The organism is Microbacterium sp., assembly GCF_052099035.1.
In the GTDB taxonomy this organism is placed as follows: Bacteria; Actinomycetota; Actinomycetes; order Actinomycetales; family Microbacteriaceae; genus Microbacterium.
In genome coordinates, this window is record NZ_JBQDSX010000033.1 from 1 (window position 1) to 22,555 (window position 22,555).

The 22,555-nt window shown below is 67.2% G+C and carries 23 protein-coding genes; 10 read left to right on the forward strand and 13 right to left on the reverse strand.

What is annotated here, in order from left to right:
- The 3 genes from ACTIAO_RS11065 to ACTIAO_RS11075 form a co-directional block, all read left to right on the forward strand.
- On the forward strand, window positions 1-224 hold a 224-nt coding region (locus ACTIAO_RS11065), incomplete at its 5' end, for a hypothetical protein (RefSeq protein WP_441906320.1).
- Window positions 221-2,773 carry a DEAD/DEAH box helicase gene (locus ACTIAO_RS11070; RefSeq protein WP_087137354.1) on the forward strand — a complete coding sequence of 851 codons (2,553 nt, stop codon included), beginning with the start codon at window positions 221-223 and terminating at the stop codon, window positions 2,771-2,773. The genes ACTIAO_RS11065 and ACTIAO_RS11070, both read left to right, overlap by 4 nt.
- 196 nt (window positions 2,774-2,969) lie before the next feature.
- The gene (locus ACTIAO_RS11075) at window positions 2,970-4,070 is read left to right on the forward strand and encodes a CHAT domain-containing protein (RefSeq protein ID WP_087137353.1); all 1,101 of its coding nucleotides are present in this window, start codon (window positions 2,970-2,972) and stop codon (window positions 4,068-4,070) included.
- Window positions 4,071-4,372: 302 nt separating this feature from the next.
- Here ACTIAO_RS11075 and ACTIAO_RS11080 read toward each other — a convergent pair whose 3' ends face one another.
- Window positions 4,373-4,666: an ATP-binding cassette domain-containing protein gene (locus ACTIAO_RS11080; RefSeq protein WP_245827408.1), complete on the reverse strand. Its 294-nt coding sequence runs from the start codon at window positions 4,664-4,666 to the stop codon at window positions 4,373-4,375.
- Window positions 4,667-4,813: 147 nt separating this feature from the next.
- On the opposite strand from ACTIAO_RS11080, the gene ACTIAO_RS11085 reads away from it, so the two are divergent.
- From ACTIAO_RS11085 to ACTIAO_RS11105, 5 genes are all read left to right on the forward strand, one after another.
- A complete protein-coding gene (locus ACTIAO_RS11085; RefSeq protein WP_245827412.1) occupies window positions 4,814-4,972 on the forward strand; it encodes a hypothetical protein in 159 nt (52 codons plus the stop codon).
- A 105-nt stretch (window positions 4,973-5,077) separates the two neighbouring features.
- Window positions 5,078-5,839 carry a lytic transglycosylase domain-containing protein gene (locus tag ACTIAO_RS11090; protein WP_087137351.1) on the forward strand — a complete coding sequence of 254 codons (762 nt, stop codon included), beginning with the start codon at window positions 5,078-5,080 and terminating at the stop codon, window positions 5,837-5,839.
- 14 nt (window positions 5,840-5,853) lie between these two features.
- Window positions 5,854-6,615: a methyltransferase domain-containing protein gene (locus tag ACTIAO_RS11095; RefSeq protein ID WP_087137350.1), complete on the forward strand. Its 762-nt coding sequence runs from the start codon at window positions 5,854-5,856 to the stop codon at window positions 6,613-6,615.
- Between the two features lie 82 nt (window positions 6,616-6,697).
- The gene (locus ACTIAO_RS11100) at window positions 6,698-7,030 is read left to right on the forward strand and encodes an ArsR/SmtB family transcription factor (RefSeq protein ID WP_087137349.1); all 333 of its coding nucleotides are present in this window, start codon (window positions 6,698-6,700) and stop codon (window positions 7,028-7,030) included.
- A complete protein-coding gene (locus ACTIAO_RS11105) occupies window positions 7,027-7,323 on the forward strand; it encodes a hypothetical protein (RefSeq protein ID WP_087137348.1) in 297 nt (98 codons plus the stop codon). Before ACTIAO_RS11100 ends, ACTIAO_RS11105 begins: the two co-directional genes overlap by 4 nt.
- Here the strand turns inward: ACTIAO_RS11105 and ACTIAO_RS11110 are convergent.
- Genes ACTIAO_RS11110 through ACTIAO_RS11135 form a run of 6 tightly spaced genes read right to left on the reverse strand, consistent with a single transcriptional unit; the run spans window position 7,308 to window position 15,031 of the window.
- Window positions 7,308-8,597, reverse strand: a complete 1,290-nt coding sequence (locus ACTIAO_RS11110; protein ID WP_218778759.1) for an MFS transporter — start codon at window positions 8,595-8,597, stop codon at window positions 7,308-7,310. The two genes, ACTIAO_RS11105 and ACTIAO_RS11110, sit on opposite strands and share 16 nt — an antisense overlap.
- Entirely contained in the window at window positions 8,594-10,069 is a 1,476-nt protein-coding gene (locus ACTIAO_RS11115) for an ATP-binding cassette domain-containing protein (protein ID WP_245827406.1), read from the reverse strand. Before ACTIAO_RS11115 ends, ACTIAO_RS11110 begins: the two co-directional genes overlap by 4 nt.
- Complete coding sequence (locus ACTIAO_RS11120) at window positions 10,069-10,830, reverse strand: energy-coupling factor transporter transmembrane component T family protein (RefSeq protein ID WP_218778758.1); 762 nt, start codon at window positions 10,828-10,830, stop codon at window positions 10,069-10,071. The genes ACTIAO_RS11115 and ACTIAO_RS11120 overlap by 1 nt, the downstream gene beginning before the upstream one ends.
- A complete protein-coding gene (locus ACTIAO_RS11125) occupies window positions 10,827-11,465 on the reverse strand; it encodes an MptD family putative ECF transporter S component (protein WP_087137347.1) in 639 nt (212 codons plus the stop codon). Before ACTIAO_RS11125 ends, ACTIAO_RS11120 begins: the two co-directional genes overlap by 4 nt.
- 45 nt (window positions 11,466-11,510) lie before the next feature.
- Window positions 11,511-13,244 carry an ABC transporter ATP-binding protein gene (locus ACTIAO_RS11130; protein ID WP_087137346.1) on the reverse strand — a complete coding sequence of 578 codons (1,734 nt, stop codon included), beginning with the start codon at window positions 13,242-13,244 and terminating at the stop codon, window positions 11,511-11,513.
- Window positions 13,241-15,031, reverse strand: coding sequence for an ABC transporter ATP-binding protein (locus ACTIAO_RS11135; protein ID WP_087137345.1), 1,791 nt, complete (start codon window positions 15,029-15,031; stop codon window positions 13,241-13,243). Before ACTIAO_RS11135 ends, ACTIAO_RS11130 begins: the two co-directional genes overlap by 4 nt.
- A gap of 158 nt (window positions 15,032-15,189) precedes the next feature.
- On the opposite strand from ACTIAO_RS11135, the gene ACTIAO_RS11140 reads away from it, so the two are divergent.
- Window positions 15,190-15,897, forward strand: coding sequence for a TetR/AcrR family transcriptional regulator (locus tag ACTIAO_RS11140; RefSeq protein ID WP_441906321.1), 708 nt, complete (start codon window positions 15,190-15,192; stop codon window positions 15,895-15,897).
- Between the two features lie 59 nt (window positions 15,898-15,956).
- Here ACTIAO_RS11140 and aztD read toward each other — a convergent pair whose 3' ends face one another.
- From aztD to aztB, 4 genes are read right to left on the reverse strand one after another with little or no spacing between them, the layout of a single operon-like run.
- On the reverse strand, window positions 15,957-17,144 hold the full coding sequence (gene aztD / locus ACTIAO_RS11145) for a zinc metallochaperone AztD (protein WP_087137343.1): 1,188 nt from the start codon (window positions 17,142-17,144) through the stop codon (window positions 15,957-15,959).
- Window positions 17,145-17,194: 50 nt separating this feature from the next.
- Window positions 17,195-18,109 carry a zinc ABC transporter substrate-binding protein AztC gene (gene aztC / locus ACTIAO_RS11150; RefSeq protein ID WP_441906322.1) on the reverse strand — a complete coding sequence of 305 codons (915 nt, stop codon included), beginning with the start codon at window positions 18,107-18,109 and terminating at the stop codon, window positions 17,195-17,197.
- A gap of 2 nt (window positions 18,110-18,111) precedes the next feature.
- Window positions 18,112-19,314 (reverse strand): ABC transporter, encoded by a 1,203-nt coding sequence (locus ACTIAO_RS11155; RefSeq protein ID WP_087137341.1) that lies wholly within the window; start codon window positions 19,312-19,314, stop codon window positions 18,112-18,114.
- Entirely contained in the window at window positions 19,311-20,210 is a 900-nt protein-coding gene (aztB, locus tag ACTIAO_RS11160) for a zinc ABC transporter permease AztB (RefSeq protein WP_087137340.1), read from the reverse strand. Before aztB ends, ACTIAO_RS11155 begins: the two co-directional genes overlap by 4 nt.
- A 54-nt stretch (window positions 20,211-20,264) precedes the next feature.
- Here aztB and ACTIAO_RS11165 point away from each other — a divergent pair, with 54 nt between their 5' ends.
- Window positions 20,265-20,888 carry a metal ABC transporter ATP-binding protein gene (locus ACTIAO_RS11165; RefSeq protein ID WP_245827404.1) on the forward strand — a complete coding sequence of 208 codons (624 nt, stop codon included), beginning with the start codon at window positions 20,265-20,267 and terminating at the stop codon, window positions 20,886-20,888.
- On the opposite strand, the gene ACTIAO_RS11170 is transcribed toward ACTIAO_RS11165, so the two are convergent.
- Both ACTIAO_RS11170 and ACTIAO_RS11175 read right to left on the reverse strand, forming a co-directional pair.
- Window positions 20,885-22,021: a methyltransferase domain-containing protein gene (locus tag ACTIAO_RS11170; protein WP_441906323.1), complete on the reverse strand. Its 1,137-nt coding sequence runs from the start codon at window positions 22,019-22,021 to the stop codon at window positions 20,885-20,887. The two genes, ACTIAO_RS11165 and ACTIAO_RS11170, sit on opposite strands and share 4 nt — an antisense overlap.
- Entirely contained in the window at window positions 22,012-22,485 is a 474-nt protein-coding gene (locus ACTIAO_RS11175; protein ID WP_218778755.1) for a hypothetical protein, read from the reverse strand. Before ACTIAO_RS11175 ends, ACTIAO_RS11170 begins: the two co-directional genes overlap by 10 nt.
- Window positions 22,486-22,555 lie beyond the last annotated feature (70 nt).

A 22,555-nucleotide genomic window follows, 5' to 3' on the forward strand; every position in this document is an offset into this window, starting at 1 on the left:
TATGCCTAATCGGGTTTGATTACGCGGCATACCCAGACATGACGAAGCTTGCCGATGCACAAGAAATCGAGATCGCCAAAGCCGTCAAACGATGGCAGACATCCATCCGAGCCAGGCTTGAAAAGAATGTGCTCCTTGAAGTGAATATCGACGTATTCTGCGTTCCTTTCCCGGATGTAGATGCCATGCGGAAAGCCGTCAGAAAGAAACTCGGTGTGGCATGACGGATCTGTCCCAGGTCGTCTTTGACTCGCAGAAGTTTCGCGGCATTCTTCAGTCGATCCGTCTGCGCACACTTCAGGCTGAATTCCCGATGATCGAGATGGACAGACCGCCCACCGAGATCGACTGGAACTACGCGCTGCTGTGCGCGAGTGCGCTATCAGCTGTCCCGACCGAGCGCGCACAGAACACCGTCCTTAGGGTCGCGGCAGCTTGTCTGGCTCTTAGCGACACCGACGACACTCACAAGAGCGCAGCCACGGCCATCCTCGATCGCGTAGGAAACCACAGGTCAGTGGAGCTCGCGGAATCACGAGATCTCGTACAACCAGGCTTGTGGAAACAGTTTCCACCCTTGCTTCGCTTGGAGACGATCAAGAAGCGCCTCCAGCTTTCCATCCCGCTGTCGAGCGGCGAGAACCTCGCGGTGAACTCATTCCAGAGTGAACTGTGGAAGGACGCGGCGGACTTCGACTGGGTGAGCGTGTCCGCACCGACGTCTGCCGGAAAATCTCGAATCGTGCGTGAATGGTTCCTAGAAAAACTCCGTCAGAACGATAGATTCACGGCCGTCTACCTTGCGCCCACCCGAGCCCTCGTCGAAGAAGTATCAGCAGACTTTCGAGAAGCGGCCCCGACAGATACCAGCATCGTTGTGATGCCCTGGGATCCCGAGCTCGACCAGACGCAACGCCGCGTCCTTGTCGTGACGCAAGAGAGACTCCATCTCATTCAGCAGTCACGCCATCCGTTCGATATCGACCTTCTGTTCGTCGACGAGGCTCAAGGACTTGGTAACGCGGAACGCGGTGTGTTGCTTCAGCAAGTGCTAGACCGTGCTGTCGAGGATCGACCAGGCTTGCAAGTCATTTTCGCGAGCCCGCTCAGTGCGAACCCGACGATATTGCTGAGCGACAAGCCAGCTGCGGCTCGTTCGAGGGCAACGACTTCCGAAGCGGTCACTGTCAACCAGAACCTCATCCGGGTCGAGGGCGTGTATCGCGCACCCGCGAAAAGAATCGTATCGCTGGTGGATGAAGGGCAGGTTCTCCAAGTCGCCAGCTTCGAGCTGCAGCAACGTGCCACTCGAGTACCGATGCGAATCGCATATGTCGCACATGCACTCGGAGGTAGCGATGGCGGCAACATCGTCTACGTAAACGGTGCTGATGACGCGGAGAAGGTTGCCAAGAACATCTCCGATCTTCTGTCCGAAGCAGAGGATGACGAAGACATCAGCAATCTCCAAGACCTGGTGCGTACTGCCGTCCACCCGAAGTACAGCCTTGCTGACGCGCTCGCGAAACGTGTGGCGTTCCACTACGGCAACATGCCACTTGCCATCAGGTCTGAAATCGAGCGGCTCTTTGGAGACGGCAAGATTGAGTTCCTCGTCTGCACCTCCACCCTCCTCGAAGGTGTCAACCTCCCATGCCGAACGATCTTCATGCGCAATCCACAAAAAGGACGCGGCCGCCCACTCACTGAAGCCGACTTCTGGAACCTCGCGGGTCGGGCAGGCCGATGGGGCAAAGAGTTCCAGGGCAACATCGTCTGTATCGACACCGACGACGAGAGCCTGTGGCCGAATCTGCCCACGGTTCGACGCCGATCGAATTTGAAGGTTGCCACTCACCACGGGCTCCAAGACGTGGCTCCGCTGATCTCATACATACGCAGCGACTTCGCAGTCGGATCAGATTCAGCTTCCGAAAACCTATTCTCCTATCTGGCGGCGCAGCAGTCGTCAGGGCGAGACATCACTCACCACCTGCAGCGCATCACGGTTCCGGCCGAGCGAACTGAAGTGGAACGCGCTCTCGTGCGCGCCGTCGAAGACGCCCAGTTCCCGCTAGACCTTATCCCTCGACATGCAGGCATATCCCCGATCGCTATGCAACGTCTCCTGGAGCATTTCAGGGCGACCGGCAACGATCCTCATGACTTCACATTGCCGTTGCCCGAGGAGCCGGACTCACGGCAGCGTTACCAGGACGCCCTCGTGCTCATTGGGGCGACGATGACGGCGGCGTTTGGTCTCCCGTCAGGTCCCGGGGAGACTGACAGGCGAAAGTGGCAGCTCGCAAACTTGATCGTCAACTGGATGAAGGGCATGCCCCTTGCCCGACTGATCGAGCAGCGTGCTACCGGAAAGACGCCAATCGCGAAGGCGATCAGGGACGTGATGGCGGACATCGAGACAGTCGCTCGATTCCAAGCGCCGAAATATTTGTCGTGCTACTCGGACGTTCTCGCTGCCTACGCTGCAGAGAGAGGCATCCACGACGTCGGGCACGGCCAGGACATCACCATGCTTCTCGAACTAGGAGTTTCCCGACCGAGCGAGGTCGTCCTGATGGCTTTAGGGCTTTCGCGAACGGCAACTATTGCTCTCTCGCAATACGTCACCGTCGACAACTGGACTTCGTCCGAGAGCCGCGACTGGCTTGCGCGTCAGAATATCGAAGGAATGGACATCCCTGTCCTGATCCAACAGGAGATCATCAACCTCACTAACGCTCAAGCGTTGAGCCATCGCAAAAGTGAATAGGCGGGAATCTTGTTATTCGCCACGACGCCATCACCGCGCCGGACCTCACCACATAGGCACCGTTCATCTCAGGCAGCATCCGAAACGATCGAAAGCTTGAAAAGACCAGCTGGTATCCGCCCAACGTGCGTGCGCCCATCAGTGTCAAGAGCGGGCGCGCATCGTCCAGAGCATTACGAGGAGACGGAGGGAAACCATGGCTCGAAGTGACACACTCCGTTCGGAGCTCGTGCGCCTCCAGAGTCGCAAGGCAACGCTGACAGGCGACATCGCAAAGGCCGAAAAGGACGCCGCCTCTGCACGCGAAAGCGCGCGAAAGAAGCGCGAGCAAGCCGCCCGGTCGAAGAGCGCGTCAACGATTCGGACCTCACTTTCCGCTGCCGAGCGTGAGGATAAGAAGGGCGCAGCAGCGGAGTCCAAGATCGCGAAGGCGCGAAAGGACCTCGCCTCGGTTGACAAGTCGATCGCCACAAAGACCACATCACTCCGGTCTGCTGACAACAGCGAACGTCGCTCAGCAGAGAGCAAGCAGAAGCAGGTCGACTCGCGTCGCCGACAAGAAGAGCGAACCCACGCGCGCGAGATCGCCCGCCTCGCGACCCCTCCCGTGCAGATCCGCTATGTCGAAGTGCGACCACCTGAGCCGGAAAAGCTGCGGGTGCTGTACATCACGGCCAACCCGGAGGCGACGGAGGAGACGATCACCACTCCAGACGGTACCGAGCAACGCTTCGGTACCTGGCTTCGCGTCGACCAGGAAGTTCGCCAAGTGCGACAGGCACTGCGCGGCTCCAAGTACCGTGATCTCGTGCAAGTCGACCATGCGCCAGCCGCGACAGTCAACGACCTCCTCGACGGGCTGAACGACCATCGACCGCACATCGTCCACTTCTCCGGCCATGCGGGCCCGCATGGCCTACTCATGGAGAACGACGCGGGCGATGAAGACGGCGCCGACGTCACCTTCGAACTCCTCGCGCGCGTGCTCGGCGCGACCGATGAGCCGCCGCGCCTGCTCGTGCTGAACGCCTGCGAAAGTCTCGCGGGTGCCGATGACATGCTGCAGACGGTGCCGGCAGTGATCGGAATGTCAGACAGTATCGATGACACATCCGCGATCGTGTTCGCGTCCGCGTTCTACTCGGCCATCGCCTCGGCGCAGTCCCTCGCATCCGCACTCGAGCAGGCGAAGGTTCGGATGCTGGCGGCTGCCCTCGACGGATCGGAGCTGCCCGAACTGCGTGTCCGCGATGACGTAGATCCGGCAACTCTTGTGCTCGTCACGCCGCCTGCCTGATGCATCGAGATACCACCCCTGCGGTCCGCTCAGCCGCCGGCGGACTCGGGCTCAACCCTCGGGAGCCTGAACACGTCGGCCCTTCGGCGCTGGTTCAGAGCCTCTCTGAGCAGTTCCTATTCACCCATTCCAACTGGACGCGTCCGCCGGCGCGACAGGCTAGCTGTCCGTCCCTATCTGTAGGTGCATCAACGTTCGACATAACAGAAAAGCGATCGGGAACGTACGTTATCGTCAGGCGCGCCCGTTTTGGATGAGCCTCTCATAAACCCCGCGTACACCCCTGACGAAGTTGTCGGCGACTAACAAGAGCCGGGACCTAATGCATGCGAACCATGCAATTTCCGGGCGGTCGCCGCCGAGCATCCTTCCGTGAGCGACCTGGCCCGTAGCGACCACTCGGCGACGGTGAGTTCGAGATCGCTGGGTGCAGCCTGTATGACAGCGGCAAGAACCCGTGCAGCGTTGCGTGCGCTCGTCGCCCATACGTCATTGCCTGAGGCGCGAACGCTGCCTGTGGCGGGTCGCAGCATCCGGTACACGGTGCGCAGGATGGTGGATTTGCCGCTGCCGTTCGGACCGACGAGACCAACCACCTCGCCGTGAGCACTGATTGATATGCCCTGGCGCAGGCCGTCGCGGCGGCGCAGGCAGAGGCCGCGAAAGAGAACGAGGAGGCATCGCTCGACGAACTCGACGGACGGACGGCGCGCGGTGACGACGATGACCAGGAGGCTTCGCTTGTGAACGAGGGGGACGACGCCGACGACACCGCCATCGTCATCGCGCTCGCGGCAGGGGGGATGCTCGTCGTCGGCGGAGTGAGCGGGATGACCGCGTGGTACCTGCGCCGCCTGCGTCTGGATGCGCGGGAAGTTCTGGGATCGAGCCCCGATGAATGACCGACGAGGCTCGGACGATGACGAGTTCGGCCTTCTGCTGAGCGACGGCGAGCGAGCCGAGCAGCATCGGTGGCGCACGCCGCCGCGTCGTCGACGGCTCGACGGATGGGTCTGGGTCCCGGCGCTGAGCATCGTCGTCGGCCTCCTCGTCTCCGGTACGGCGGTCGCGGTCGCCGCACTCGCACCACCGGCGGAGACGTCGACGGCACCTGCACCCTCGGCCACCCGTGCTCCGGCCCGCGTGAGACCGTCGAGCCGGTCACGACGCCCGGCACCGCATCTCGCTCGCGCCCGATCAGCGAGCTCCCCGACAGCGATTGGGTGAACGACCTCTCCTCGCGCACGGGGATACCCGAGAGGCCGCTGCGCGCCTATGCTGGGGCGGCGATCAGAGCGTCGGAGGAGAGCCCGAAATGCGGGATCGGCTGGAACACACTCGCGGGCATCGGCTTCGTCGAGTCGGAGCACGGCACGATCCACGGCTCCGAGATCGGGGCGGACGGCATCGCCCGCCCCGACATCATCGGCATCGCGCTGACCGGAGAATCGAGTCTGGCGATCCGCGACACCGACGGCGGAGAACTCGATGGCGACACGATCTGGGACCGCGCAGTCGGACCGATGCAGTTCATCCCCGAGACATGGTCGCAATGGGGCGCCGACGGCAACGGCGACCGGGTGAGCGACCCGCAGAACATCGACGACAGCGCGCTCGCCGCCGCGCGCTACCTGTGCTTCGCCGGCGGCGACCTCACCGACCCGTCCGCCTGGATAGCCGCCGTACACGCCTACAATCCGTCGATCGACTACAACAACCGCGTCGCCGACGTCGCCGGGCACTATGCGGCGGCGACCGCGTCACCATGAAGGGAGAAGGATCCGTGACCGATGACAGCGACGAGTCGCCGCCGGCGGACGAGACAGTCTACGAGCAGCTCGCTGAGTTTCATGATCTGTTCATGGACGATACGTGGGAGCGTCTGCGTCCGACCGTGCGATCGGTGTTCGGCGCTCTAGGCGCCGGAGGGGTGATCGTCGAGCTCGGCGCCGGAAGCGGGGTAGGAACCCGCGTGATCGCCGCGGAGTCGCGGGCTCGGGTCTGGGCGGTCGAGCCCGGACTCGTCGGGCGCGCCGTGCTGCTCGCGCGGGTGAGTGATGACCCGAGCCTGCGAGATCGTGTGACGGTCGTCGCCGGCGCGATCCCCGAGGGGTTGTCGATGCTGCCCGGCGGCATCGACGGCGTGGTGTGCGCCCACATGCTCGGGCATGTGATTCGCGACGACCGGCGCGAGCTCTTTGGGTGGCTGGGCGAGCATCTCACGGCGAGCGGCGGGTGCCTCGTCACGACGCAGGAACGAGTCGATCCCGCTCCGGACGCGCCGCGTGATGTCACCGTCCGCCGACGGGTGGGACAGTATGAATATCGGGCGGTGTACGTCGCCGCCGATGCCGAGGGCGTCTTCCGTTCCCGGTACGAGGTCTGGTCGGGCGGCGTGCGGCTTCGGGCCGAGACATCCGTCGGCCGCTGGGAGAGATTGTCGGCCGACGACATCGCGGAGGAGTTGCGCGGCACGGTCCTGCGGCTCGACGTGCTCGATAGCGGTGTCGCGGTCATCAGGAGAGCAGGCCCGGAAACGGAGTGAGTCGCGCGCGCCCGCGGCTGAGAACGGTTCGCGATTGTATAATCACATTGCAAAGCATTTATATGTGTGATGGGGTGGATACGTGAACGAGGAGCCCGGCCTGGTCGAAGCGGCGGAGCTGTTCAAGGTGCTCAGCAGCGCCTCACGATTGGGGCTGCTGCGACGCATCGAAGAGCAATCCCGCACCGTGAGTGCGCTGGCGGAGGCGATGGGCATGTCCCAGCCGCTGACGTCGCAGCACCTGCGCTCGCTGCGTCAGGCGGGGCTGGTGAAGACGAGCCGCTCCGGCAAGGAGATCGTCTACCACCTCGCCGACCTGCACGTGTCACACGTGGTGGCCGACGCCCTCGCTCACGTCCGTGAACCGCGCGTCGCCGAGCCCGGCGACCTCATCGCAACCGAGGAGCGACCATGACCACCACCGAGATCCACGCCGAGCACTCGATCGCCGAGCACGAGCACGGGGCCGACTGCGGTCACGAGGCCGTCGAGCACGGCGACCACGTCGACTACGTGCACGGCACCCACCACCACGCCGCGCACGGCGACCACTACGACGAGCACGAGTCGGTCGCCGAGCACTCGATCGCCGAGCACGAGCACGGGGCCGATTGCGGTCACGAGCCCGTCGATCACGGCGACCACGTCGACTACGTGCACGACGGTCACAAGCACGCGCCGCACGGCGCGCACTACGACGAGCACTGAGGCGACCGACCGTCCGTTCTCAGGAGTTCGAACCGGAGTCTCGTAACCCGGACGATGGCTGAGACCGGAATCGCGGATGCGTGAACACGAACACCGTGATCGCCGCCATGATCCCGCCGCCGATGATGACGGGCAGAAGGGGCCAGACGCCGTAGAGCGCAGTCGCCGCCGTGGGTGCGACCACGAACGTCAGCCCCGTCGTGGCGCTGATGAGGCCGGCGAGGCCGCCCTGCTCGTCGCGATCGACGAGCAGGGTCGGCCCGGCGGTGAAGCCGGGCATCGCCAGTCCCATGCCGAGGCCGATCAGCAGAATGGACCCGAACAGCAGCACCGCCCCGGCATCGACGATCAGCAGCAGGAACCCGAACACCGCCGTCGCCCCCCCCGACGCGCAGGAGCGTCGCCGGCGACCAGCCGCTAAGCGGCACGATGACCGCCTGGGCGACGATCATCCCCGCCCCTGCGGCGAACAGCGCGCCACCGGTGACGACTCCGGTGAGTGATGCATCGAGGCCGAGGCGGTCCTGCACGATGAAGCCGACGATCACCTGGATGAATCCGAGCGACGTGAACATTCCGAACCCCGCCACCAGGAACGGCCACACGCGCCGGTCTGTCGGGCGCACACGCACCGGCGAGGCGACCAGGTCGTGACGCGGCTCACGGCGAAGCCGGAGGATGAGCAGCAACATGCCGGCCCCGAGGAGTACGGGGATCACGAGCAGGGGCGTGAGCAGACCGAAGGCTGAGAGGACGCCACCGAGCACGGAGCCGCCCACCATCGCCACTCCCTGCACGGCGCCGACTCCGGCCATGCCCTTGACCCTGGATTTCTCATCCGGGGCGTCGTCGGCGATGTAGGCCTGCGCCGTCGGCGGGACCGCGGCGATCGCTGCGCCGAAGCCGATGCCTCGGAGCAGCAGGAAAAGGACGAACAGGGCGGTGCCGGTGATCATGCCTGCCATCCCGGCCCAGGCGACGACGCTGAACAGCAGCATCGTGAGCGTCGCGAGAGCGAAGGCGGACACCAGCACGGGCTTGCGTCCCCGCGACTGCGAGCGACGCCCCCATGCCTGGCTGGTGATCACGACCATCACCGCCGCGGTGCTGATCGTGGCTCCGATCTGCCATTCCGCCAGACCCACCTCGCGCGACAATGGCGCGATGATCGGATTGAGGGTCATCTGCGCGAGGTAGACGAGGAGCACCGAGCCCAGAACGAGCGGGATCTGGGTAGCCTGGATGGTCTGCTGAGCGGCCGGTGACGCTGTCATGTCGACTCCTTCACGGATTCGTGCGCCGCTGCCGGGACGGTCGCTGAGGACGGGTTCACGAGGGAGAGCTGGCGGTCGGCGGCAAGGGCGACCAGATCCTCGTCGTGGCTGATGAGCAGGACCACGGCGCCGTCCGCGGCGACACGCCGGATCTGTTCGGCGATCGACTGGAGATGCCGACGGTCGACGCCGGACGACGGCTCGTCGAACACGACGATTCGCCGGCGTGCGACGCGCACGGCCGCGACGACGAGTCGTTGCTGCTGACCTCCGGACATCGACAGCGGGTGACGATCGGCGAGATGGTCGAGATCGAGCGAAGCGAGAACCGCGTCGGAGTCGGTCACGGGCGAATCGGTGCCCGCAAGGGCGATCTCCGCCGACACGGTTTCCGTGAACAGCTGGCGCTGCACGTCCTGCATGACCACGGCGCTCGATCGCTGTCGCGCGCGCGGGGAGAGCGTGACGCCGTCAAGGCGCACACTCCCGACACTGCGCTGCAGGCCGGTGATGATGCGGGCGAGGGTCGATTTCCCCGCCCCGTTCGTGCCGCGAATGGCCGTCACCTCTCCCGACGCGAATGCGGCGCGGTCGAGGTCGATCACCCTACGGCCGCCGAGCGTGCAGCGGACGCCGTCGAGCACGAGTGCCGCAGGGGGCACCGACGCGGCGGGTGATGCCGCACTCGCTCCTGCCGCGGCGATCTCGGGCAGCGTCGTCGGCCTCACGACGCCGCGCAGACCCTCGGCCGCGAGGGTCTCGTCGGGGATCTCGCGGAACTCATCGGCCGTCCAGACGACGTCGATCTCGCCGCCTCGCATGACGACCACGCGGTCGAGCACGTCCTGCAGGTAGCGCAGGCGATGCTCGGCGACGACGATCGTCATTCCGGCGGCTTTGAGCGCTATGAGCGTCGCGGTGAGCCTCGCGATGGCATCGACCGACAGGTTCGACGACGGTTCGTCGAGGAGCAGTATTCGCGGCTCGTGCGCCGCGGCCGATGCGATCGCGATCTGCTGCTGCTGGCCGCCCGACAGTCGTTGCAGCGACTGCCCGAGTGGGACGTAGAGGGAGAGCTCGGCGAGCGTCGCGTCAACACGCGAGCGGGTGTGTTCGCGCTCGAATCCGAGGTTCTCCATCGCGAACGCCACTTCGTCACGGGCGGAGTCGGTGAAGAACTGCCGGCGCGGGTGCTGCAACACCGTTCCCGTGACGGCGCCGAGCGCGTCGAGTTCGACAGCGGTCGTCACGAGACCCGCGACCGTGACTGCGCCGGTCAACACGCCCTCGTCGTGGAATTGCGGCACGAGACCGTTGAGCAGCCGGAGTGCCGTGGACTTGCCTGAGCCCGAGGCACCGCACAGCACGACGACTTCGCCCTCGCCGATCGACAAGTCGAGGCCTCGCAGCGAAGGCTCATCGGCGTGCGGGTAGGTCCAGGTCACGTCTTCGATGCGGATGATGTCGGTCATCACAGGCCCTTCAGGAGCAGCGTGGCCGTGACAAGGGCGACGACGAGCAGGAGGACGAGCAGGTCACCCGCGCCGAAGCGGGGCGGTACGAGCGGCACCGGCACGCGGTGCGAGCCGAGACCTCGCAGGATCGCCGCGGCCGACAGATCCTCGCTCCCGCGCAGGCTTGCGGCGATCATCGGGACGACGAATCGCTCGACCGCCCGCAGCGGATGCCGCGTGACGCCGCGCGCGCCGACGAGACCGCGCAGTCTCATGGCGTCGAGTACGGCGCGCGCTTCGTTCGCGACGACCGGGAAGAAGCGCAGCATGACGCCGAGCATCACCGCGACGGGCCGGGGCACGTGCCACGCGCGCAGCGCGGCGCTCATGCGCGTCGGCGTCGTCGTGGCGACGAGGTGTGCCGCGACGGCGGCGACGAGGACGAATCTCAGCATGTAGGCCGCGCCGACGCCGAGGGTCGCCGAAACGGGATGCTGCCAGACGACCGGCAGCCAGAACGCGAACGCGGCGAGCACGGCGACGGTCACGAGCTCAGAGACGAGGCGGCGCCACGCCCCCTCCCACATGGTCAGTGCGATGACCAGCACCAGCGCCGCCGGCATCCATCGCACTCCGTCGACCTGCATGATCACCACGCTCGTGGCGACGATGAGCACGATGGCCGCACGCGGGTCGAGGCCGCGTGGGCGAGGTGGCGCCTCGACGCCGACGGCGAGCGCGCTCGCGCGGCGGGTGCCGTCGACGTCGATCGGGGTCACGCCAGGCCGGCCTTGCGGAAGTGCTTGGAGAGCAGCCGCGAGCCGAGGAGTCCGCCGAGGAAGCCGCAGACCACGGTCGACAGCACCATGAGCAGGATCGTCGGCACCGTCACGAGCTCACGGAACGACTGTGCGTACTCCTCGCCATAGGCCTCGAGGCCGTAGCTCGCGATGTATCCGGCAGGGTCCAGGAGGAACGGCACCCACGGGCCGATGAACCACGCGGAGAACACCGTGTAGGTCCAGATCGCAGCCCACGTGCTGCGGTACTTTCCGGCAGCCATGATGGCCTCGCCGATGAGCGAGAGCACGATGATGATGAGCGCCGACTGCCACGGGTGGCCGATCACGAGATCGAGGGCCGCGAGCGCGACACCCATCAGCGCCACCATGCCCGCGTGGCGTACACGGGTGAGGAACAGCATGTAGGGGATGCCGGCGACGATCGGAGTGAGCGGCAACGTCACGATCATCACGAATGGGCTGATGACGCCGAGCATCGCGACGGCGAACACGACGATGAAGTAGATGACGGCGAAGATCGCGACGTTGATGATGTCGCGGGGGCTGAAGCGCAGTGAGCGCTTCGGGGGAGTCGGCGCGGCGGTTGCGGGCGCGGGGGCAGTATCGGACATGGTGGTTCCTCTCGGATTCGGGTGGGGGAGTTCAGGTGGAAGAAGTCAGTCGGTGGAGGAGAGCTGCCAGCCGGCCGCGTCGACGCGCTCGCGCCAGTAGCGGGAGTACGCCCCGCCACTCGCGAGAAGTTCGGCGTGCGTTCCGGATTCGCGGATGCCGCCGTCCCCGTCGAGCATGACGATGCGGTCGGCGGTCATGATGGTCTGCAGTCGGTGCGCGACGACGATGAGGGTGCGATCGGCGCGGATCTGGTCGATCGCGTCGCCGATGGCGATCTCGTTGCCGATGTCGAGCGCCGAGGTCGCCTCATCGAGCAGCACGATCGGCGCGTTCTTCAGCAGTGCGCGGGCGATGGACACCCGCTGGCGCTCTCCGCCGGACAGATTCGACCCGCCTTCGCCGACGCGCGCGTCCCATCCGCCGGGAAGGCGTGCGACGATCTCGTCGACACGTGCGCGGGTGGCCGCCGCGATCACCTCATCCCTGCTGAGGTCGGGGTTGCCGATCCAGACGTTGTTCACAATGGTGTCGTCGAAGAGATAGACGTCTTGGAAGACGGGGGCCACCGCCGCTTCCACGACTGCGGTGCCGAGGTCGGGCACAGGGACTCCACCGATCAGCACCGTTCCCTGCTCGGGGTCGTAGAAGCGCGCGACGAGCTTGGTGATGGTGGTCTTGCCCGAACCCGATGGACCGACGATCGCTGTCATGCCGCCGGATGGAGCAGTGAACGACAGGTCGCGCAGCACGGGGTCGGCGCCGTAGCCGAAGGTCACATCGCGGAACTCGACGGCGAAGCCTGCGGGCTCCGCGGGCTCCGCGGGTTCCGGAAGCCGGGCCGTGCGGGCGAACTCATCGAGACGGTCGATGGTCGTCCGGGCGACGGCGACACCCCCGCCCAGATCGCCGGCTGTGACGAGCGGTTCGTTGAAACGCACACCGAGCACGAGCAGCGCGATGAGGGTCGCGATGTCGACGGTCCCGCCGATCGCGAGGAACGCCCCGACGACGAGCAGCACGGTGAGCGAGAGCTGGACGAGGCCGGCGAACAGAGCGATCGCCGAGCCACCGGTGATCAGCAGACCGCGGTACTCCTGATGCTGGCGATCGAGTGCCTGACTGACGAGCCGGTCGGCGATCGATCCCTCACCGGCCGTGCGCAACGCCGGCTGAGCGCGCGCGAACTCGACGACGCGATTCGACGACTCGGCGACGGCGATCGAATGCGCTCTGTCGCCGCGCCCGATCCCCCGACTGAGCCAGCGATAGCCGAGGGCGATGATGGGAACCATCACCGTCATCGAGAGGGCGAGGCGCCAGTCGAAGGCGTACATGCCGATCAGTACGGTTCCGGGAGCGATGAATCCGGCGAGGATCTGACGCAGAATCGCATACGGCATGGTCGAGACGAACATCGCGCCTTGTGTGGCGAGCCCCGTGATGAGTCCGGTGCGGTCGGTGGAGTACCACGAGACCGGGAGTGAGACGACGCTCTCGCCGAGGCGCTCGAGGAGGGAGTCGAGCACGGACGTCGCCGCCTTCATGCCGATCTGGCTCGCGAACCAGGAGGCGATGACGTATCCGACGGCTGAGGCGAGGACGACGAGCAACCAGCCGGACGCCGCTTCGACCTCACCGGTGAACAGCGACCTCAGCAGAGGGACGAGCAGCAGGAAGGCGATCCCCTGAAGAACGGCCGCGATCACGACGCACGCGAGTTCGGCGATCACGAGACGCCGCGCGCGGGGCGAGCAGTAGTGCAGCAGACGACGGATCACGCGCCGGCTCCTTCCGGGAGAGAGCGGGCATGGTTCCTCTGGTAGTCGGACCACATGGCGGCGAATCGGCCGTCGGAGGCGACCAGCTCTTCGTGAGTGCCACGTTCGACGATGTGACCGTTGTCGAGCACGAGGATCTGATCGGCTCGGACGATCGTGTGCAGGCGGTGGGCGATCACGAGGACCGTGCGTGAGGCGGCGAGCGTACTCAGAGCGCGCTGGATCGAGGCCTCGGAATCGGGATCGGCGAAGGCCGTGGCCTCGTCGAGCACCAGGATGGGCGCGTCAGCCAGCAAGGATCTGGCGATGGTGACCCGCTGCGCTTCGCCGCCGGACAGGTTCGCGTCCTCCCCGACGACGGCGTCGTACCCTCGCGCGAACTGCAGGATCCGGTCATGGATCTGCGCGGCACGGGCGGCGGCCTCGACCTCGGCATCGGTTGCGTCGGGGCGAGTGAGCCGGATGTTGTCGCGCAGGCTCGCCCGCAACAGCTGCACGTCCTGGAACACGAAGCCGACCCGGCGGTACAACTCGTTCGAAGGGATGCGTCGTACGTCCGTCCCGCCGATGGTCATGGATCCCTCGTCGACGTCGTAGAAGCGCGGCACCAGCTTGGCCAGGGTCGACTTGCCCGATCCGGAGGCTCCGACGAGTGCGGTGACGGTGCCCGGCGCGCAGGCGAGGGAGATGTCCTCGAGCACGCGGTGCGAGTCGAGGTACCCGAACGACACGTCGTCGAGCGCGACACTGTGGCCCTCCGGAGTCTCGGGCCGGTCGGGGGCGGACACAGGAGCCAGCCCGAAGAATTCCGAGAGGGACTGCCGCGCCTTCGTCGCGTTGCGCAGGAACTGCCCCGACGCGCCGAGCTTCATCAGCGGAGCGGTGAGGCCGAGGCCGAGAAGGATGCCGGGGAGGATGTCGACCGGGGCAACACCCGCATTCCCGACCAGCCAGACCGCGGCGGCGAGGAGCCAGGCCAGGACCACGATGGGAGAAGCGAGCAGTTCCACGATCGTGAAGCTCACGGCGGTCTCTCGCGTCCATTCCCCGACGAACCGTACGTACTCGCGTGTCGCATCACTGTACCGGCGGTGGCTGCGTCCGACCTGCCCGAAGCGCTTGACCACAGCGATGCCCTGGACGAACTCGACCGTCGCGCCGGACAGCGCCTGCGTGGCCTGGTCGTACTGACGGTACTTCTCGCCCGCTCCCCGCATCATCAACGGGTAGACCAGCAGGATCGCGACGAGCGGGACCAGTGCCGCCAGCGCCATCCGCCACTCGACGATGAAGAGGTACACGAGGCTGATCACAGGAACGGTGATCGCCGTCAAGACGTCCTGGATCGAGTGGGCGACCAGCTGGTGGAGGGCGACCACGTCGTTCTCGACCAGCTTGCGCACGGCGCCGGAGCTGCGTCGATCGAACCATCCCAACGGGAGGCGCTGCAGGTGGCGGATGATCCGCTGACGCAGCGAGTGCTGCATCTCGGCATCGGCGAAGTGACCGACGACGCCGGAGAGGAACGCAGTGCCCACGCTCACGATGAGCGCGGCGATCGCGATCGACACGATCAGCCACACACGGGCTGCGTCCACAGGGGCTCCGTCGATCGCCGGCATCAGCGCTCTCGCGAGCTCGACGATCGCGATGAAAGGCACCACGCTGCCAGCCGCGCCGATCACGCTCAGGACCACGATGCCGGCGAGGCTTCCGCGGACGGATGAGAGCACACCCGCTTCGGGGGACGGTGGTTTCGGTGTCGAACGCGTGAACGGGGCCTGCATTTCGTCTCCTGGATCCGCGGACTGGTTATTGAGAATGATTATCGCACAGGATTAGAACAGTGTTCTAATCCTGTGCAGGATACTAGTTAGGTAAGCCTTACCACAATCGCTTTCGACGGATCGATCGTCGAGACTGGAGATCGCCGAGGGAGGAACGGATGACGAACGACGCACCATTTCACGTGGGGCTCACCCCGGACCTCGTCGTCGATACCGCGCTCGAGCTCACCGAGCACTCGCACCTCCTCGGCTGGTCGATACGTGACCTTGCGCGGCGTCTCGACGTCACAGCATCCGTCATCTACCACCACGTCGGGGGAAAAGACCTCATCGCCCGGCGCGTGGTCGAGCGAGTGCTCGACGGACTCGGGGCGCCCTCGGCCGACCTGCCGTGGGACGAGTACTTCCGGAACCTGCTCTTCGCGGCGTACCCGATCGTCGCGGCGCACCCGGGGGTGGCGAAGTGGCTGCTCATGCATGGCCCGACGTTCCCTGCGGCGCTGCCGATCCTCGACCGTGGGATCGCCGCTCTTCTGCGCGCCGGCTTCGGCGATCAGGCGGGTCTCGCATACGCGACGCTGCTGAACACGGCCTTGCTCACGATCACGATCGGCGACGACCGTCTGCTGCACGAAGAGGACGGACCCCGCGACCATGCGTCGATGATGGCCGAGTTCCGTGATGCGTCGGAGGGTAGTCCAGGGCTGCAGCTGCTCACCCGCACCCTCATCGATCCGTTCCTCCGCGGAGGGGATGCGGCTGTCACACAGCGCGAGGCCTACTATCGCTTCGTCGTCGACACCACCATCACCGGGCTCGCTGCGCAGCTGACGGGGTCCGGCCTCCAGGGAGAAGACCGGGGATGAACGAAGCGGGCAGGGCGTCACTGACGACGCCCTGCCCGCTCCCGTGCGAATACCGTCGATCAACCGATCGCGACCGCGAGTTCGTTCGGCGTGTAGTCGAGCTCGACCGAGGCGATGACCTCGCCGGTGGTCAGGTCGACCGCGTGCACGCTGTTCGCGGCGGGCTCGGTCACGTAGGCGATTTCGCCGTCGACCTTGATCGCGGGGTGGGCGTCCTGCCATTCGGCCGGGCCCTTCCACGGGTCGATGACCGGGTACGACTCGGTCAGCTCACCGGTCGCGGGGTCGAGCACGTGGATGTGGCCGTCGGTCGACAGGATGTACGCGAGATCCTCGGGGCCGCGGGCGATGTCGCGGAACGTGTACTGGACCTCGGCGGGGAGCTCCACGACCTCCAGGGTCTCGGCCGCGGTGTCGATCAGCGCCACCGCGTTCAGCAGGTAGCCCTCGGCGTCGGGGTCGTTCTTGTAGTCGCCGACGACGATCGGGCTGGTCTCCGAGACGAACGCGTTGCCCATGCGTCCGTAGGCATCCGGTGCCGCGAGCTTGGTGAACGCCTCGTCCTTGAACAGCAGGGCGCCGTTCTCGCAGCCGAAGATCACGGCCTCGTCGGCTGCCGTGCCCTCGCCGTGGATGCCGGGGCATTCGGCGCTCGCCGCGGCCTCGTCCCAGTGGTCTTCGTGCGGGTGCAGAGCCTTGGCGCCGGTGCGAGCGGTCTCGTCGCCGACGGTGGTGATCAGCGAGCCGTTCTCCAGCACGATAGAGACCCCGTGATGCGGGGCGTCTGCGGTGTAGGTCGTGGTCTCAGGCAGCGCGTCGTAGCCGTCGGCGAAGCCGTCGGTCGGCACGATCGTGGTGGTGCCGGTGCGGTCGTCGAACAGCACCGTGTTCTCGCCGTGGATGACGACGTGACCGGGCGTGGTCCCCTCGAACAGCGCGTCGGTGAGGACGGCTTCGCCGGTGTCGAGCATCTGGAAGCCCTCGGACGTGGTGACGGCGATCGTGCGGCCGTCGCCGAAGGCGTTGAGGCGCGTGAATTCCTCGGTCTCGAACTCGTCGACGACCTCGAGTGTCTCCGGATCGAGCACGGCGATCCCACCGGGGTAGGAGATCGCGACGCGGCCCGTCTCGGTCGCGGCGGCCGGCGACTCCTCATCGGCGGGCGCGGAACTCCCCGCGCCGCCTGCGCAGGCGGTGGCGAGCAGCGAGACGCCCGCCAGTGCCGCCACAGCGGCACTCATTCTCATGTGTCGCTTCATTTTGTTTCCTCTCGTGTCGGGCCCCGGTCGGGGTCCTGTCATGGGGTCAGCCCGTCGGCGATGCGCTCGGTGTTGGCGCGCATCATCGTCAGGTAGGTATCGGCGCCCTCGCCCGGTTCGGTGAGGGACTCGGTGAACAGCTCGACGACGTCGACCTCGATGCCGGCCTCCGATGCCAGCACCTGGATGAGCCGGTCGGGCTGCGACGACTCGGCGAAGATCGTGGGGACCCCCGCCTCGTCGATCGCGTCGGTGAGATCGCGCAGGTCGGCAGCGCTCGGAGCCGCGAGCGTCGTGCCGCCGGGGATGACGGCGCCGACGAGCCGGAAGTCGAAGCGATCTGCGAGGTAGCCGAAGACATGGTGATTCGTCACGAGCGCCCGTCGGTCGGCGGGGATTGCGGCGAAGGACGCGGACATCTCCTCGTCGAGCTCGGCGAGGTCGCCGCGGTAGGCGGCGGAGTTGTCGCGGATCTGCTCGACGTCGATCCCGTCGATGTCAGCCAGGGCGTCTTCGAGAGCATCCACCACGTCGACCATGCGGGAGGGATCCGTCCAGAAGTGCGGGTCGTCGGCGCCGGCGGCATCCTCCGAGGTGTAGGGGAGTACCTCGATCACGTCGCCTGCGATGAGGGTGGGCACACCCGCAGAGGACGTGCGATCGATGTGCTGCTGCAGACCCTCTTCGAGCCCGAGGCCGTTCGTCACGAGCAGGTCGGCGGCGTCCATCCGTGCCGCCTCCTGTGCGGAGATCTCGAACGAGTGCGGATCGGCGTTCGGCTTCATCAGGGTCGTGACCTCGGCGGCGTCGCCGACGACGTTCTCGACCACATCGCCGAGGATGTTCGTCGTGACGACGATCTGCGGTCGATCCGCCTCCGCGGAACCGGTGCATCCGGCGACCCCGACGCCGAGCACGACGGTCGCGGAGAGCAGGGCGCACGTGCGGAGCATCCTCATCGTCCGACCTCCGTGACGAACGTCGGCGCTGTCGGGGTCTCGAGCGATCGAGCGATTCGGGCGCCGTCGGCGTAATCGATCTCGTGCACGAGTCCCGCTCCCGGGTCGCTCACGTAGGCGCGCTGCTCGTCGACGACGAGCGACGAGGCGCTGCCGCCCTCGGCGAGTATCGGCTCAGTGGCGCCGACGAGGGTGCCGCCGTCGGCGAGATACACGACGACGCGACCGTCCACGTCGATCGCGACGACATGACCCTCGGCGTCGTCCACCGCGACCACGCGAGCGAGCGGCCGCTCGGTCGACACCAGTGTCCAGGTGCGCTCGCGGGAGTCGAGCAACCAGAATCCGGTGGTCCCGGCCACGGAAGCGACAGTCGGGCGGCCCTTGCGTCCGTCGAATGAGAGGGCGCGATCGGACGCCTCGGCCGGGTAAGGGATGCGCTCGGTGGCGAGCTCGCCGTTCTGCCAGGTCGCAAGCACCGCGCCGTCGGCGCAGCCGACGACGAGGCCCACCCGGGTCGTGATCGCACCCGCGGGGTCGACGCACTCGACCGGGGTGCCGGCCGGGCTGCCGTCGTCGTCGTGGTAGACGAGCGCGTCGCCCTCGGTCACGAGTGCGCCATCGCCGACCGGGGCGACGAGTCCGGCATCCGCCCCCGTCTCGACGCGGAGCAGTTCCTCTATCCGACCCTCGGAGAGCGCCTTGTTGTCGAGCAGGACGGCTTCGCCGGAGCCGGCGAAGAAGACCCCCGTGGTGCCAGCGGTCGACAGCGCGCCGGACGTGACGGTCACGGGGCCCTCGCCTGCGACGGTGCCGAGAATGCCGGGCTCGGCGAGGTAGTAATGGAAGTGGTCTCCGTGGTCCCAGCTCCACCGGCCCGAGTCGATGACCTCCACACCCTCGGCCGTGGTGACGAAGCCGTAGCGTCCGTCGCTAACGAGGGCCGCGGGTGGTGCGGCGGTGGCGCCGAGGTCGGCGGTCTCGTCGCTGAGCAGATCGAGCACCGCGGCGTTTCCCTCGGCATCGAGCGAGAGCAGGCCGAGCGGCGGCTCGGCGACCTCCGCGGCGCCCGCGATCGCGCCGTGACCGTCTCCGGACTCCGGGGGTGTCGACGGTGCGGCGCCCGGAGCGGGGGTGCAGGCGCTGAGTGCGGCGATCGTCAGAGCCGCGGGGAGGAGCAGCAGGGCGCGGGAGTTCATCGGTTCCTTTCGGGGAGCGCGACGGGACCAGATTTCGGGAAGCCGACGTCGCGGTGGTCGACGGGGTGGCGCCGTCGGGAGGCGCGGGTGAGCACGGAGCGGGTGATCGCTGAGACGGCCGCGAGCAGCACCGCCGCGGCGGCGATCGATGCGCCGGCGGCGGTGGCGAAGTGCCACGACGCGAGCAGACCGACCATCACCGCCGCAGCGCCGAAGACGGCCGCGACGACCATGGTGGTGGGGATGCGGGTCGTCCACGCGCGCGCCGCGACGGCGGGCGCGAGCAGCAGGCCGACGACCAGGAGGGTGCCGACCGCCTGAAACGATGCCACGACGGCGAGCGTCACGAGCGCGACGAGCACCACGTGCGCGAGCTGAGGGCGGAGACCGAGGGTGCGGGCGATGCGCACGTCGAAGGCAGTGGCCACGAACGATCGATGGAAGCCGGCCGAGACGCCGACCGTGACGATCATGGCGATCGCCAGCACCGCGATGTCGTCGGGCCGGATGGCGAGGATGTCGCCGAACAGTAGGGCGGTGGCGTCGGTGGCGAAGCTGCGCGAGTGCGAGACGATTATCACGCCGAGCGCGAGCATGGCGACGAAGAGCAGGCCGATGCTGGTGTCATAGGAGAGTCGGCCGCGGCGCTGCAGCAGACCGATCGCCGCGCTCATGGCGGCGGCGCTCAGCGCCGCCCCGAGCAGCACGGGTGCGCCGAGCACGGTGGCGAGAGCGACGCCGGGCAGCATCCCGTGGCCGATCGCCTCGCCGAGGAACGCCATGCCCCTGATCACGACCCAGGTGCCCACGACGCCGCAGATGACGGCGACGAGCACTCCGCCGCTGAGGGCGCGAACGAAGAACTCGACGGTGAAGGGCTCGAGGAGGGAGGGCACGAGAAGCGACCCTACATGAGAATGAGAATGATTATCAATTGCTACCATGGGGAGATGGCTTCGCTCCCCGCCCTGTCAGCGCGTGACATCTGCTTCGGCTACGCCGACGACGACGTGCTACATTCCGTCGACCTCGAGGTGCAGCCAGGCGAGGTGGTCGCTTTGGCGGGCAGCAACGGCTCCGGCAAGTCGACCCTGATCGAGATCCTCGCCGGGGTGAGGGTGCCTCGACGAGGCGGAGTGCGTCGCGACGGAGATCTCGCGCTCGTCGTACAGCGCCCGGCCGCGCCGGACTCGTTGCCCGTCACGGCATCCGATGTGGTGCGCATGGGCACGTGGAAGCATGGCGCCCGCGCGACCAGAGCCGACGCGCGTCGAGCGACCCAGCGTGCCCTGGAGCGCGTCGGCATGAGCGAACTCGCCGCCCGCCCCCTCGCCGAGCTGTCGGGTGGACAGCGCCAGCGCGTGTTCCTCGCGCAGGGGATCGTGCGCGAACCCGACATCCTGCTCCTGGACGAGGCGGCTGCCGGGCTCGACCGGGAGAGCGCAGCGCGCATGCAACTGATCTTGCGTGAGGAGGCCGCGCGCGGTGTCGCCGTGTGCACCGTCACTCACGACGACGCTGCAGTGGCGCTCGCCGACCGCGTCGTCCGGTTGGAACGCGGCCGCCTGATCTAGCTCGCGGCGTCCGTGTCGCTCACGCGTACGGCGCGGAAGACGACGTCTTGCACGTGATGACCGCTGGAGGCCCCTGCAGGACGATCGCGCGTCTCATGCAGCTCGATCCGCCACACCGGGTCTGCGACCAGCGTCGCCGCGATCTCGTCGATTCCCACGAAGGCTTCGGGGTCGTACATGCGGGTCTGTGCGGCAACATCGACCGTCTCGCGGGTCCAGGTGGGTTCGTGCCCGACCACCAGCAGCGTTCCCCCCACGGCGACGGCCTCCAGCAGGCTGCGAAGCCCGCGCTGCTCGGGCGTGCGCGGGAACGAGCCGTACTGCAGCGACACCAGGTCGTAGCGATCGGTGCCATAGGGTACGAGGTCGTTCGCATCCCGCACGAGAGACCGCACCTCGACGCCGCGCCGCTCAGCCTCGGCGCCCAGACGTGCGAGCGCACGAGCAGAGACGTCGACGGCGGTCACGGTCCAGCCGCGCTCCGCGAACCAGATCGCGTCGCCGCCCTCGCCCGCGCCGACGTCGAGTACGCGACCGGGCGGCATGCCCTCCGCCTCGACCACCAGGGAGCCGTTCGGAGCGCCGCTCCAGATCGGCTCGCCGTCGCCGTAGCGTGCATCCCACTCGACCTGCACGCCGGAGGGGCGGGCCCCCGCCTGGAGGTCCTCGCCGGCGAGGCTGAAGGCGATCTGGGCGCCGATCAGGCTGCCGTTCGCCGCAGCCTGGAGCACCTGCGCGCCGCCATCGCTCACGTTGCCCGCGGCGAAGACGCCATCGACGCTGGTCCGACCGGTGGGGTCGACGACGAGCACCTCGCCGATACCGGCCGGATGCGCTGCCACCTCGAGGCCCAGCGGCTCGAGCGCTTCGAGGCGCGGATGCACCCGCGAGCCGGTGAGGATGGCGTCGGCGGGCAGAGCGGTGCCATCGGCGAGCTCGACGAGCAGCGCGCCGTCGTGATCGATGACCCGCCCGACGGAGCCGTCGATCACGGTCACGCCGGACTCGCGCAGAGCGCGAACCGCCTCAGCATCCACTCCGGGAGCGTTGTGCAGTACAACCGTGAGCTCTTCGCACAGGTGACGCATCAGGGGCGTCGGGTGCAGGCCCATCGCGGAGGTGACTATCTGCACGACCCGCTGGTCGCGCACCTCCCAGCCATGGCAGAACGGGCAGTGGATGACCTCACGACCCCAGCGCTCGCGCAGGCCGTCGATGGCGGCAGCTCGTCGACAAGGCCCGTGGCCACGAGCACCCGCCGGGCGATCAGCGCATGGCCGCCGGACAGCTCGACGCGGAACCCGGTCTTCTCTCGCTGTACGGAGAGGACCCGGCCGTCCAACACCTCGCCCCCGTATGCGCGTACCTCGTCGCGGCCGACCGCCTGCAGCTCGGCGGGCGCCGCGCCCTCGCGACCGAGGTAGCCGTGCATGTGCGCGGCGGGGGCGTTGCGCGGACTGCCGTCGTCGACCACGATCACCGAGCGCCGCTGGCGGACGAGCAGCAAGGCGCCGGCGAGCCCCGCGGCCGAGCCGCCGATGACGGCGACATCGCAGTGGCGAGTCAGAGAGGGAGGGGTGGCGTGATGGTGGCTCATGGGTCCGAGCGTAGACTGGGCATGCGGATAGCGCCAGAAGCCTTGCAGGATTCGCAAGATAGTGCCACGC